The organism is Streptomyces sp. NPDC127129, from assembly GCF_042671585.1.
Classification (GTDB): Bacteria; Actinomycetota; Actinomycetes; order Streptomycetales; family Streptomycetaceae; genus Streptomyces.
This window is the reverse complement of sequence record NZ_JBHXTV010000013.1, coordinates 166,628-180,006: the sequence shown is the minus strand read 5'-3', so window position 1 is coordinate 180,006 and position 13,379 is coordinate 166,628. Positions and strand designations below refer to the sequence as shown.

11 protein-coding genes are annotated in these 13,379 nt (G+C 72.4%); 7 read left to right on the top strand and 4 right to left on the bottom strand.

Annotation, left to right across the window (positions count from 1 at the left end; translation table 11 throughout):
- Positions 1–19: 19 nt before the first annotated feature.
- The gene (locus ACFVGW_RS24890; RefSeq protein WP_385853525.1) at positions 20–460 is read right to left on the bottom strand and encodes an ATP-binding protein; all 441 of its coding nucleotides are present in this window, start codon (positions 458–460) and stop codon (positions 20–22) included.
- A gap of 262 nt (positions 461–722) precedes the next feature.
- On the opposite strand from ACFVGW_RS24890, the gene ACFVGW_RS24885 reads away from it, so the two are divergent.
- Entirely contained in the window at positions 723–1,550 is an 828-nt protein-coding gene (locus ACFVGW_RS24885; protein ID WP_383227675.1) for an enoyl-CoA hydratase family protein, read from the top strand.
- A 2-nt stretch (positions 1,551–1,552) separates the two neighbouring features.
- Complete coding sequence (locus ACFVGW_RS24880) at positions 1,553–3,958, top strand: bifunctional salicylyl-CoA 5-hydroxylase/oxidoreductase (RefSeq protein ID WP_385853524.1); 2,406 nt, start codon at positions 1,553–1,555, stop codon at positions 3,956–3,958.
- Positions 3,959–3,985: 27 nt separating this feature from the next.
- Here the strand turns inward: ACFVGW_RS24880 and ACFVGW_RS24875 are convergent, their stop codons facing one another.
- Both ACFVGW_RS24875 and ACFVGW_RS24870 read right to left on the bottom strand, forming a co-directional pair.
- Positions 3,986–4,816 carry a PaaX family transcriptional regulator C-terminal domain-containing protein gene (locus ACFVGW_RS24875; protein ID WP_383227671.1) on the bottom strand — a complete coding sequence of 277 codons (831 nt, stop codon included), beginning with the start codon at positions 4,814–4,816 and terminating at the stop codon, positions 3,986–3,988.
- Positions 4,817–4,820: 4 nt separating this feature from the next.
- A complete protein-coding gene (locus ACFVGW_RS24870; RefSeq protein ID WP_385853523.1) occupies positions 4,821–6,473 on the bottom strand; it encodes an AMP-binding protein in 1,653 nt (550 codons plus the stop codon).
- Positions 6,474–6,582: 109 nt separating this feature from the next.
- Between ACFVGW_RS24870 and ACFVGW_RS24865 the strand changes: the two genes are divergently transcribed.
- The 5 genes from ACFVGW_RS24865 (at position 6,583) to ACFVGW_RS24845 (ending at position 11,718) form a co-directional block, all read left to right on the top strand.
- Positions 6,583–7,908 (top strand): acyl-CoA dehydrogenase family protein, encoded by a 1,326-nt coding sequence (locus ACFVGW_RS24865; protein WP_385853522.1) that lies wholly within the window; start codon positions 6,583–6,585, stop codon positions 7,906–7,908.
- The gene (locus ACFVGW_RS24860; protein WP_352190679.1) at positions 7,905–8,303 is read left to right on the top strand and encodes a RidA family protein; all 399 of its coding nucleotides are present in this window, start codon (positions 7,905–7,907) and stop codon (positions 8,301–8,303) included. The genes ACFVGW_RS24865 and ACFVGW_RS24860 overlap by 4 nt, the downstream gene beginning before the upstream one ends.
- Positions 8,304–8,406: 103 nt before the next feature.
- Positions 8,407–9,960 carry an MFS transporter gene (locus tag ACFVGW_RS24855; protein ID WP_383227664.1) on the top strand — a complete coding sequence of 518 codons (1,554 nt, stop codon included), beginning with the start codon at positions 8,407–8,409 and terminating at the stop codon, positions 9,958–9,960.
- Positions 9,961–10,085: 125 nt separating this feature from the next.
- Positions 10,086–10,586 (top strand): thiol peroxidase, encoded by a 501-nt coding sequence (tpx, locus tag ACFVGW_RS24850; protein ID WP_352190677.1) that lies wholly within the window; start codon positions 10,086–10,088, stop codon positions 10,584–10,586.
- 319 nt (positions 10,587–10,905) lie between these two features.
- Positions 10,906–11,718: a tetratricopeptide repeat protein gene (locus ACFVGW_RS24845; protein WP_385853521.1), complete on the top strand. Its 813-nt coding sequence runs from the start codon at positions 10,906–10,908 to the stop codon at positions 11,716–11,718.
- Between the two features lie 119 nt (positions 11,719–11,837).
- Here the strand turns inward: ACFVGW_RS24845 and ACFVGW_RS24840 are convergent, their stop codons facing one another.
- Positions 11,838–13,367, bottom strand: coding sequence for a UDP-N-acetylglucosamine 1-carboxyvinyltransferase (locus ACFVGW_RS24840; RefSeq protein ID WP_352190673.1), 1,530 nt, complete (start codon positions 13,365–13,367; stop codon positions 11,838–11,840).
- Between the last annotated feature and the right edge of the window lie 12 nt (positions 13,368–13,379).

Below are 13,379 nucleotides of genomic sequence, written 5' to 3'. Positions count from 1 at the left end.
GTCCCGGCACGGCTCGGCGCTACGGTCTCGGTCGTCGCTGGGTCGGGAGCGCCGGGAGGGTGAACCAGACCGCCTTGCCCTGCGCGGTGGGGCGGTGGCCGCAGTCGCTGCTGAGCGTGCGGATGAGGAACAGACCGCGGCCGTGCTCCTGCCAGGGGTCGGGTGCCTCGTCCCGCTCCGGGCCGATCAGCTCGCCGGGGCCGGCGGGCCGCCCGTCGTGCACCTCGACCTGACAGCCGCCCGGCAGCACCTCGACGACCAGCTCGATCGGACCCTCGCCCGCCGTGTGCTCCACCGCGTTGGCGACGAGTTCCGCCGTCAGCAGCTCTGCGGTGTCGCCGTCGGCCGGCGCCTCGACGTCCGTGAGCGCCGTCCGGACCAGCGCACGGGCCATCGGCACGGCGGCCGTGGTGTGGGGAAGCTCGATGCGCCACGAGGTGAGGGCGGTGGCTTCGAGCATGGCGGCGTTCCGTTCGCGGAGGGCTGGAGGGAAGGGGCGGGGGAGTGCGCGTCCCGAGACATCCTGCTTTCCACCTTACGAAGCCCCCGCACGGACTCCATGGGCACCCCCTCCCTCATCCGCAGGGCCAGGGTCACCAGCCCGCCGGGACCTTCGGCGGCGGGACCACCGCCCCTTGCCCTGCCGCTGTCCTATCGCGCACTCGTGACGACAGTCACAACACGGTGATACGCTCCAGGAGGAGGAAGGGAGGGCGTCCCGTATGAGCCCCTTTACCGGCTCCGCACCCCGTACCGAGCGCTGGCGGCATCTGCGACTGACCGTCGACGACGGCGTCGCCACCGTCACCCTCGACAGACCCGAGAAACTCAACGCGCTCACCTTCGGCGCCTACGCCGACCTGCGCGACCTGCTCGCCGAACTCTCCCGCGAGCGAGCCGTCCGCGCCCTCGTCCTCGGAGGCGAGGGGCGCGGCTTCTGCTCCGGCGGCGACGTCGACGAGATCATCGGCGCGACGCTCGCCATGGACACCGCCCAGCTGCTCGACTTCAACCGGATGACCGGACAGGTCGTCCGGGCGATCCGCGAGTGTCCCTTTCCCGTGATCGCCGCCGTCCACGGCGTCGCGGCCGGTGCGGGCGCGGTCCTGGCCCTCGCCGCCGACTTCCGGATCGCCGATCCGAGCGCCCGGTTCGCCTTCCTCTTCACCCGCGTCGGGCTCTCCGGCGGCGACATGGGCGCGGCCTATCTGCTGCCCCGGGTCGTCGGCCTCGGCCACGCGACCCGGCTCCTCATGCTCGGCGAACCGGTACGCGCCACGGAGGCCGAACGCATCGGCCTGCTCAGCGAGCTCACCGACGAGGGCGGCGCCCCCGCCCGCGCCGCCGAGCTCGCCCGCCGCCTGGCCGACGGACCGGCCCTCGCCCACGCCCAGACCAAGGCCCTGCTCACCGCCGAGCTGGACATGCCGCTCGCGGCCTCCGTCGAGCTGGACGCCGCCACCCAGGCGCTGCTCATGAACGGCGAGGACTACGCGGAGTTCCACGCCGCGTTCACGGAGAAGCGCGCTCCCAAGTGGACGGGGCACTGACCATGTCCGACCAGAGGCCGGCCCCGCAGGCACCCGAGGCTTCCGAAGCCTCCGGGGCCTCCGGGGCGTCCGAAGCCTCCGCGACCTCCAGGGTGCCGGCCCCGGTCCGCCCGGGGCGGGGCGCCGGTGCAGCGGGCAGCCTGCGGGTCGCCGTCGTCGGCGGCGGGCCCGGCGGGCTCTACGCCGCCGCCCTGCTCAAGCGGCTCGACCCCGCCCGCGAGGTCACCGTCTGGGAGCGCAACGCCCCCGACGACACCTTCGGCTTCGGCGTCGTCCTCTCCGACGAGACCCTCGGCGGCATCGAGCACGCCGACCCCGCCGTGTACCGCGCCCTCCAGGACGAGTTCGTCCGGTGGGACGACATCCACATCGGCCACCGGGGCCGGCTCCTCACCTCCTCCGGCCACGGCTTCGCCGCGCTCGGCCGCCGCCGGCTCCTGGAGATCCTGCACGCGCGCTGCGCGGACCTCGGCGTACGGCTCCGCTTCCGTACCGAGGCACCGCCCGCCGCAGAACTGGCCGCCACCCACGACCTCGTCATCGCCGCCGACGGCGTCCACAGCGCCACCCGGGAGGCGCACGCCGACGTCTTCCGCCCCCGGATCACCACCCACCGCTGCCGCTACATCTGGCTCGCCGCCGACTTCGCCCTCGACGCCTTCCGCTTCGAGGTCGCCGAGACCGAGCACGGCGTGATGCAGCTCCACGGCTACCCCTTCTCCGCCGACGCCTCCACCGTCATCGTCGAGATGCGCGAAGAGGTCTGGCGGGCCGCCGGATTCGACGAGATGGACGAGGACGAGTCCACCGCCCGCTGCGCCAAGATCTTCGCGGAGGTGCTCGGCGGCCGGACCCTGCGCTCCAACCGCTCCACCTGGACGGCCTTCCGTACGGTGGTCAACGAGCGCTGGTCCCACGGCGCCACGGTCCTCCTCGGCGACGCCGCCCACACCGCGCACTTCTCCATCGGCTCCGGCACCAAGCTCGCCGTCGAGGACGCCCTCGCGCTCGCCGCCTGCGTCGAGGAGCAGCCGACGCTGGCGGAGGCGCTGGCCGCGTACGAGACCGAGCGCAGGCCCGTCGTCGAGTCCACCCAGCGCGCGGCGGCGGCCAGTCTGCGCTGGTTCGAGGAGCTGGACGGCTATCTGCACCAGCCGCCCCGGCAGTTCGCGTTCAACCTCCTCACCCGCAGCCGCCGCGTCACCCACGACAACCTCCGGCTGCGCGATCCGAGGTTCACCGACGCCGTGGAACGGGACTTCGGCTGCCCGCCCGACACCCCGCCGATGTTCACGCCCTTCCGGCTGCGCGGACTCACCCTGCGCAACCGGGTCGTGGTCTCGCCGATGGACCTGTACGTCGCCGAGGACGGCCTCCCCGGCGACTACCACCTCGTCCACCTCGGCGCGCGGGCGCTCGGCGGCGCCGGCCTCGTCATGACCGAGATGGTCTGCGTCAGCCCCGAGGGCCGGATCACCCCCGGCTGCACCGGCCTCTGGACGGACGAGCAGGCCGGTGCCTGGAGCCGGATCACCGCCTTCACGCACGCCCAGGCACCCGGCACGGCGATCGGCGTCCAGCTCGGCCACTCCGGCCGCAAGGGCTCCACCCGCCGCATGTGGGAGGGCATCGACCAGCCGCTCCCCGACGGCAACTGGTCGCTGACGGCCGCCTCACCGCTGCCCTACCGGCCGGGCGTCAACCAGGTCCCGCGCGCCCTGGACCGGGCGGGCATGACGGCCGTACGGGAGGAGTTCGCCGCCGCCGCCCGGCGCGCCGCCCGCTGCGACTTCGACCTGCTCGAACTGCACTGCGCCCACGGCTACCTGCTCTCGGGCTTCCTCTCCCCGCTGACCAACCACCGGGACGACGTCTACGGCGGCCCGCTGGAGAACCGGCTGCGCTTCCCGCTCGAAGTCTTCGACGCCGTACGGGAGGTGTGGCCCGACGACCGGCCGATGACCGTGCGGCTCTCCGCGACCGACTGGGCGGAGGGCGGGACCACGGTCGAGGACGCGATCGCGATCGCCCGCGCCTTCGTCGCCCACGGTGCGGACGCCCTCGACGTCTCCACCGGCCAGGTCGTCCCCGACGAACGCCCCGAGTACGGTCGTTCCTACCAGGTCCCGTACGCCGACCGGATCCGCAACGCGCTCGCCGTCCCCGTGATCACGGTCGGCGCGATCTCCTCCTGGGACGACGTCAACTCCCTCCTCCTGGCGGGCCGCGCCGACCTCTGCGCGCTGGCCCGTCCGCACCTCTACGACCCGCACTGGACCCTGCACGCGGCGGCCGAGCAGGGCTACCAGGGCCCGGCGGCACCCTGGCCGGACCCGTACAGGGCGGGCAGCCGTACACCCCCCACGGGCCGCACGGACGCGCCCAAGCCCCGCCTCACCCTGAACTGACGCCGCGCCACCCGGGGCGCGGAGACGTCACGCCGGTCCGGCGGCCGGCGGACGCGCGAACTCCGCCCCCCGGTCCCGCAGCCGCTCGTGGAGTTCCGCGAAGACCGCGGCCGAGCGGGCGCCCGGCCAGTCCTGCGGCAGCAGTTCGGACGGCAGGACCGGGTCCTCGTAGGGGAGGCGGCGCCAGGAGTCCAGGGCGAACAGGTAGTCGCGGTAGGCGTCCTCCGCCGAGCCGGGGGAGGCCTTCCAGGCGCGCAGGACCGGCTCGTGTGCGGCGAGGAACTCCTCGTGGAGCTTGGCGATCGACGGCAGGTCCCACCAGCGCGCCACGGCCTCCGCCGTCGGCGCGTATCCCAGGTGCTCGCCGCGGAAGAGGTCCACGTACGCGGAGAGCTCCAGACGCTCCAGGGTGTGACGGGTCTCCTCGTACAGCCGTGCCGGGGCGATCCAGACGCCCGGGGACGCCGTGCCGAAGCCCAGCCGGGCGAGCCGCGAGCGCAGCAGGTGCCGCTTGTGGCGCTCGGCCTCGGGCACGGTGAAGACGGCCAGGACCCATCCGTCGGAGAGCGCGGGACGGGTCCGGGCGTAGATCCGGCGGTCCCCGTCCTCCAGGAGCTGGCGGGCGTCGTCCGACAGGGTGTACCCGGCCGCCCCGTCCGCCGTCCGGCGGGGCAGCAGCAGGCCCCGCCGCTTCAGCCGGGACACCGACGAGCGCACGGACGGCGCGTCCACGCCCAGCACCGCGAGGAGGCGGATGAGCTCGGCCACCGGCAACGGGTCCTCGCCCGGCGCGAGGCCGCGGCCGTACGCGCCGTACAGCGAGACGATCAGGGAACGGGGGGTGTGCTGCTCGACCACGTGATCACTCTAGGCGGTCCGTGTCGCCGGGGTCCGCGCGCAGCCGGAAGCGCTGCAGCTTCCCGGTGGCCGTCCTGGGCAGCGCGTCCAGGAAGACGATCTTCCGGGGGCTCTTGTACGGCACCAGGCGGGCCCGTACGAACGCGCGCAGCGCCCCGGCCGTCTCCGCGTCCCGCGCCACCCCGTCCCGGACCACCGCGTACGCCACCACGATCTGGCCGCGCATCGCGTCCTCGTGCCCCACCACCGCCGCCTCCACCACGTCCGGGTGGGCGAGGAGCGCCTCCTCGACCTGGGGTCCGGCGATGTTGAAGCCCGCCGAGATGATCATGTCGTCGGCGCGGGCGACATAGCGGAAGTACCCGTCGGCCTCGCGGACGTACGTGTCGCCCGTGACGTTCCAGCCCTGGTGGACGTACTCGCTCTGGCGCGGATCGGCGAGATACCGGCAGCCCACCGGTCCGCGCACCGCCAGCAGCCCCTCCACGCCGTCCGCCACCTCGGTCCCGGCCCGGTCCACCACCCGCGCCTGCCACCCGGGGACCGGCCGTCCGGTCGTGCCGGGGCGGATGTCGCCGTCCGCGGCCGAGATGAAGATGTGGAGCAGCTCCGTCGCGCCGATGCCGTTGATGAGCTTCAGGCCGGTGCGCTCGTACCAGGCGTTCCAGGTCGCGGCCGGCAGGTTCTCGCCCGCGGACACGCACCGGCGCAGGGAGCGCAGGACGCCGGTGTCGGGGCCGCCCGGCCGGTCCAGCTCCTCCAGCATCACCCGGTACGCCGTCGGCGCGGTGAAGAGCACCGACACCCGGTGCTCCGGGATCGCCTCCAGGAGCTGCTTGGGGCCCGCCTCTTCGAGCAGCAGGGCGCTGGCTCCGGCGCGCAGGGGGAAGAGGACGAGCCCGCCGAGCCCGAAGGTGAAGCCGAGGGGAGGGGAGCCGGCGAAGACGTCGTCCGGATCCGGCCGCAGGACGTGCCGCGAGAAGGTGTCGGCGACGGCGAGCACGTCACGGTGGAAGTGCATGCACCCCTTGGGCCGCCCGGTGGTCCCCGAGGTGAAGGCGATCAGCGCCACGTCGTCGGCGGCGGTCGTCACCGCCTCGTACGTGTCCGGCCGGCCTGCGGCGAGGGCGAGCAGGTCGTCCGGGGCGTCTCCGCCGAAGGCGGCGATCCGCAGCCCCGGAACCTCGGCCTTGACGAGGTCGTCGACCGTGCGGATGTCGCAGAGAGCGTGGGTGCAGCGGGCCATCTCGCACATGACCGCCAGTTCCTGGGCGCGCTGCTGGGCCAGAACGGTGACGGCGACGGCGCCCGCCTTCATCACCGCGAGCCAGCAGGCGGCCAGCCAGGGGGTGGTCGGGCCGCGCAGGAGCACCCGGTTGCCGGGCAGGACGCCGAGGTCGGAGGTGAGGACATGGGCGATCCGGTTCACCCGTTCGCTCAGCTGTCCGTATGTCCAGACATGGCCGTCGCCGTCCCGGAAGGCCGGGCGTTCCGTACCGAAGCGCTCCACCGTGCGGTCGAGGAGCTCCGCTCCGCAGTTGAGCCGCTCCGGGTAGTCGAGATCCGGCAGATCGAAGAGAAGCAGCGGCCACTGGTCCGGCGGCGGCAGCTGGTCGCGCGCGAAGGTGTCGTGGTGGGCCGAGGGGGTCAGCTCCATGAGTTCGTCCCCTTGTCGTCGTGGGGTCGCCCATCGAGCGTATCGTGATGGTGACGACAGTCAACGGTGCGCGATAGAAGTGATGTCGGCGAACGGGACAGGGGTCCGAATGTCCGTATTCTCACTCGATCCACAGCAGACCGCCCGCTGCGCGGAGCTCCGCGCCCTCGCGGCCGAGCGGCTGCGGCCACTCGCCGAGAAGGGCGAGCCGGGCCGCGTCAACCGCCCCCTGGTCGCCGCACTCGGCGAGCTCGGCCTGCTGGCCGGGCTCTTCGACGCGGGCGCCCTGGACCTCTGCCTGCTCCGCGAGTCCCTCGCCCACACGTGTACGGAGGCCGAGACCGCCCTCGCCCTCCAGGGCCTCGGCGGCCACCCCGTCGCAGCCTTCGGCACCCCCGGACAGCGCGACCGCTGGCTCCCCGAGATCGTCGCGGGACGCGCCGTCGCGGCCTTCGCGCTCAGCGAGCCCGACGCCGGCTCGGACGCCGCCGCCCTCGCCCTGGAAGCCCGCCCGGACGGCGCGGGCGGCTGGCGCCTGCACGGCGAGAAGCGGTGGATCTCCAACGCCCCCGAGGCCGACTTCGCCACCGTCTTCGCCCGTACGATCCCGGGCGCCGGCGCCCGCGGCGTCACGGCCTTCCTCGTCCCCGCCGACCGGCCGGGACTCACCGGCAGCCCCCTCGACATGCTCGCCCCGCACGCCATCGGCACCCTCGTCTTCGACGGGGTCCCCGTCGGCCCCGCCGACGTCCTCGGCGAGCCCGACCGCGGTTTCCGGGTGGCGATGACCACCCTCAACCGCTTCCGGCCCAGCGTCGGCGCCTTCGCCGTCGGCATGGCCCAGGCCGCCCTGGACGCCACGCTCACGCACACCGCCGCCCGCCCGGCCTTCGGCGGCGTACTCGGCGACCTCCAGGCCGTCGCCCACCAGGTCGCCGAGATGGCCACCCGTACCGAGGCCGCGCGCCTCCTCGTCTACGCGGCGGCGGCCGCGTACGACGCGGGAGCGGACGACGTGCCGCGCCGCGCGGCGATGGCGAAGCTGCTCGCCACCGAGACCGCGCAGTACGTCGTCGACGCCGCCGTACAGCTCCACGGCGCCCGCGCACTGCAGCGCGGCCACCTCCTCGAGCACCTCTACCGGGAGGTGCGTGCCCCCCGCATCTACGAAGGCGCCACCGAGGTCCAGCGCACGATCATCGCGAAGGAGCTGTACAGGGCGGAGGCACGACGGGCGGCGGAACAGACGCGGTCGCGGACGGCGGAGCAAGCGCCGTCGCCGACCCCTCCGCCGACCCCGTCACTAGCCCCGTCGCAGACCCCTTCGCGGGCCCCGTCACGGGCCCCGGACCAGCCTCCGGACCGGCCTGCGACCCTCCCGTACGAGAAGCTTGTCGAGACGCCTTCCACGCCGTCCCAGGAGGCCACGTCATGAGCCTGCACCGGCACAACCCCGCCGAACTCTCCCCGCCCACCGGCTTCTCCCACGCCGTGACCGCGACCGGCTCGCGGCTCGTCCTCCTCGCCGGGCAGACCAGCCTCGACCGTGACGGCAAGGTCGTGGGGGAGTCCCTGCCCGAGCAGTTCGAGACGGCCCTCGCCAACCTCCTCACCGCCCTCCGGCACGCGGGCGGTTCCCCCGCCGACCTCGCGCGCGTCACCGTCTACGCCACCGACATCGCCGACTACCGCCGTCACGCCCACGAACTGGGCAGGATCTGGCGGCGGTTGGCCGGGCGCGACTACCCGGCGATGGCCGTCATCGGAGTCGTACGGCTCTGGGACGAGCAGGCACACGTCGAACTGGACGGACTCGCCGTCCTGGAGTGACCGGCCCCGCTTGATCAACTGGAGAGTCGCCGAACCCGGGCTTAATGTCGAAAGGTGGACTGACCGGCCCACGCCTCCTCAGAGAGCGAGGACGCGACGCGCCATGAGTACACCCAAGCCGACAACCCCAGCGGGGACCACGGCTGAGAAGCACAAGGGCGACGGCAAGGGCATCGCCCTCTTCGTCATCGCCTCGTGTCAGCTGATGGTCGTTCTCGACATCACGATCGTCAACATCGCGCTGCCACACATCCAGAGTTCGCTGGACTTCTCGACGACCAGCCTGTCCTGGGTGGTCAACGCCTACACGCTGACCTTCGGCGGACTGCTGCTCCTCGGCGGGCGTGCCGGTGACATTCTCGGCCGCCGCCGCGTCTTCATGTTCGGCATCCTGCTCTTCGGATTCGCCTCGCTGCTCTGCGGACTGGCCCAGAACGACTGGCAACTCCTCGCCGCCCGTGCCCTCCAGGGCGTCGGCGGAGCCATCGCCTCCCCGACCTCGCTGTCCCTGATCACCACGAACTTCGACGAAGGTCCGGAACGCAACCGGGCCTTCGGCGTGTTCGCGGCGGTCTCAGCGGGCGGCGGTGCGATCGGGCTCGTCGCCGGCGGACTGCTCGTCGAGTGGCTCGACTGGCGCTGGATCTTCTTCGTCAACGTGCCCATCGCGCTGCTGATCGTGTTCCTCACGCCCCGCCACATCAAGGAGTCCGAGCGGCACCCGGGTCACTTCGACTTCACCGGTGCGTTCACCTCCACCCTCGGCATGGTGGCGCTGGTGTACGGGTTCATCCGCGCGTCCCAGGAAGGCTGGCGCGACCCGTGGACGCTCGCCTCGTTTGGCGCGGCGGTCGTCCTGCTGCTCCTGTTCATCCTGGTGGAGCGGCGCTCCAGGCAGCCGATCACCCCGCTGCACATGTTCGCCGACCGCAACCGGGCGGGCACGTACGCGATCATGCTCTGCCTGGCCGCGGCGATCTTCGGGATGTTCTTCTTCCTGACGCTCTGGGTGCAGGACGTGCTGCACTTCAGTCCGTTGAAGACCGGGCTCGCCTTCCTGCCCGTCAGCGCGATCATCGCGGTCGGAGCGGGGATCGCCTCCCAGATGCTGCCCAAGTTCGGGCCCAAACCCTTCATGGTCATCGGCTCGCTGCTGTCGGCGGCCGGCCTGTCCTGGCTGACCCTGACCGACGTCGACTCGACCTATCTGGGCAGCATCCTGGGGCCGATCCTGGTCTTCGGCCTGGGCATGGGCCTGATGTTCGTCTCGCTGACCATCATGGCGCTGTCCAACGTCGAGCCGCGGGAGGCGGGCGCCGCGTCCGGACTGCTCAACGCCACGCAGCAGGTGGGCGGTTCGCTCGGCCTCTCCATCCTGGTGACCGTCTTCGGCACGGCCAGCCGCAACGAGGCGCAGGAGCAGATACCCGTGTTCCTGTCCCAGGCGGGCCCCTTGGAGAAGGCGGAGTTCGCCAGGACGGGGCAGCTGCCACCGCCGTACGCCGACCAGGTCCTGACGTCCGGCGTCTCGTCCGGCTTCATCACGGCGGCGGCGTTCGCCATCGTGGCGTTCTTCATCGCCCTCTTCGTGATCCAGGTGCGCCAGTCGGACATCGACCGCCTCAAGGGCGGGATGCCCCCGCCGGGCGCCGGCTGACGCCGGCCGACCGCCGCACAAGCCCCGACCGCCCCACGCTCCCTGGGCGAGTGACCGACTGGGCGGGTGACCGCGCAACGTACGATCGATCACGTTGTCGGTATCACTACCCAGGGAGAAACCCCATGGCCCAGATCGCGTTCAAGGGCAACCCGGTGCAGGTCAACGGCGTGCTGCCCGCCCCCGGCACTGTCGCCCCGGCCTTCTCGCTCGTCGCCAAGGAGCTGACGGACAGCTCCCTGGAGCAGTTCGCCGGACAGCGCAAGGTGCTGAACATCTTCCCGAGCGTCGACACCGGCGTCTGCGCCGCCTCCGTCCGTACGTTCAACGAGAAGGCGGCCGACCTGGAGAACACCGTCGTGCTGTGCATCTCGGCGGACCTTCCCTTCGCGCAGGCCCGCTTCTGCGGTGCCGAGGGGCTGGAGAACGTGAAGACGCTCTCGACCCTGCGCGGCCGGGAGTTCCACACCAACTACGGCGTCGAGATCACGGACGGCCCGCTGGCCGGCCTGACCGCCCGCGCCGTCGTCGTGCTGGACGAGAACAACGAGGTGCTCCACTCGGAGCTCGTGGGCGAGATCGCCACCGAGCCCGACTACGAGGCCGCTCTCGCCGCCCTGAAGTGACCGGGCAGGTCCGGACGGGCAGCCCGCGCCGGGCGCCCGTCCGGACCCGCACGTGACGCGCTCGCCGACCGTTGGGTGAACTCTGGCGGAAGCTTCGTCGCCCGGCGCCTCCAGAGGTGTCCGGCCGGGGATAGTGATCCGGTCAGCTGGTTTCCCGCCGTGAACGGCCGGGCCGTGCACGTGTGGGGGTTCGATGACGAGATGGGACGCGGTCCGGGTTCGGCAGGGGATCGTCGAGAGCTGTACTTCCGCGGAACAGGCCGGTGATCAGGCCGTACGGCGGGGCAGGCACCGCGAGGCCCGGCGCCACTACGAGCGCATGCTGGCGGACGCCATCCGCCTCGCCGAACAGTTCCCCGACACCGCCACCCGCAGGGACCTGGCCGACTCGTTCACCAAGTACGGCGACTTCTGGATGGACGCGGACCACCTCGACCAGGCCGCGCAGGCGTACGAGGAGAGCCTGGAGATCGTCACGCGGCTGCACGACGAGAGACCGGGCGACCCCCGGCTGCTGCGGGACCTGAGACGCGGCGAGTTCAAGCTGGGCGAGGCCGCGGCGGCCGCGGGCGCCGCCGAGACCGCCGCGGAGCGGTACGCATCGGCACTGTCGTACGCGGAACGCCTGACCGGGACCGAGCCGCACCACCGCGGGGACCGGCGCGAACGCGGCGTGATCCAGGAACGGCTCGGGCTGCTGGCGAAGGGCCGCGGCGAACCGGACGAGGCGGCCGAGTGGTACGCCCGCGCCCTGGCCGTACGCCGTGACCTGGCGGCCGAGACCCCCGACGACCCCGAGGCCCGCCGCGACCTGGGCGTCCAGCACGAGCGACTCGGCGACCTGGCCCTGCTCCGCCGCGAACTGGAAGCCGCCCGCACCCACTACGACGAGGCGCTGACGATCCGCCGCACCCTCCTCGGCGACGACCCCCGCGACCTGTCGAGCCAGCGCGCCCTGAGCCTCCTCTGCGAACGCCTCGGCGACGTGGCCCTCCTCGCCGAGGGCCCCGAGGGCGCCCGCCAGTGGTACGACGACAGCTTCGCCATCCTGGACGCGGCCCTGGGCCCGAAGCACCCGGAAACCCGCACGCTCCGCAAAAAACTCCGCAGCCACCCGTCGACGCCGAACTAGCCCCGGGGCCTTCGGGCCAGCCCCGGGGCCCCGGGCCAGACCGGGCACCCCAGCGCCCCGCCCCCCCCCCCGGCAGGAACGCCCCTTCCACGGACCACGCCACGGAAGGGATTTCGTCCTCAGATGTCCCGGAAGATCTCGATCTGCGCGCCCACCGAGTTCAGGCGTTCCGCCAGTTCCTCGTAGCCGCGGTTGATGACGTAGACGTTCCGGAGGACCGACGTGCCCTCGGCCGCCATCATCGCCAGGAGGACCACGACCGCCGGGCGCAGGGCCGGGGGGCACATCATCTCGGCCGCGCGCCAGCGGGTCGGGCCCTCGACCAGGACGCGGTGGGGGTCCAGGAGTTGGAGGCGGCCGCCCAGGCGGTTGAGGTCCGTGAGGTAGATGGCGCGGTTGTCGTAGACCCAGTCGTGGATCAGCGTCTTGCCCTGGGCCGTCGCCGCGATCGCCGCGAAGAACGGCACGTTGTCGATGTTCAGGCCCGGGAACGGCATCGGGTGGATCTTGTCGATCGGCGCCTCCAGCTTGGAGGGGCGGACCGTCAGGTCGACCAGGCGCGTGCGGCCGTTGTCCGCCGCGTACTCCGGCGAGCGGTCGTGGTCGAGGCCCATCTCCTCCAGGACGGCGAGCTCGATCTCCATGAACTCGATCGGGACCCGGCGGATCGTCAGCTCCGACTCGGTGACGACGGCCGCGGCCAGCAGGCTCATCGCCTCGACCGGGTCCTCCGAGGGGGAGTAGTCCACGTCCACGTCGATCTGCGGGACGCCGTGCACGGTCAGCGTCGTCGTGCCGATGCCGTCCACCCGTACGCCCAGCGCCTCCAGGAAGAAGCAGAGGTCCTGGACCATGTAGTTGGACGAGGCGTTGCGGATGACGGTCACGCCGTCGTGGCGGGCCGCGGCGAGCAGCGCGTTCTCCGTCACGGTGTCGCCGCGCTCGGTCAGTACGATCGGGCGGTCCGGGACGACGGAGGACTCGACCTGCGCGTGGTAGAGGCCCTCGGTGGCCGTGATGTCCAGGCCGAAGCGGCGCAGCGCGATCATGTGCGGCTCGATCGTCCGCGTGCCGAGGTCGCAGCCGCCCGCGTACGGCAGCTTGAAGCGGTCGAGGCGGTGCAGCAGCGGGCCGAGGAACATGATGATCGAGCGGGTGCGGATCGCCGCCTCGGCGTCGATCGAGTCCATGTCCAGCTCGGCCGGCGGCACGATCTCCAGGTCGACGCCGTCGTTGATCCAACGGGTGCGCACCCCGATGGAGTTGAGGACCTCCAGGAGCCGGAAGACCTCCTCGATGCGGGCGACGCGGCGCAGGACCGTGCGGCCCTTGTTGAGGAGCGAGGCGCAGAGCAGCGCGACACACGCGTTCTTGCTCGTCTTGACGTCGATGGACCCGGAGAGCCGGCGGCGGCCGACGACCCGCAGATGCATGGGGCCGGCGTAACCCAGGGACACGATCTCGCTGTCGAGCGCTTCGCCGATGCGGGCGATCATCTCAAGACTGATGTTCTGGTTGCCACGTTCGATCCGGTTCACGGCGCTCTGGCTGGTGGCCAGGGCTTCGGCGAGCTGCGTCTGTGTCCAGCCCCGGTGCTGACGGGCGTCACGGATGAGCTTGCCGATGCGTACGAGGTAGTCGTCTGCCATGCGCGTCACGTT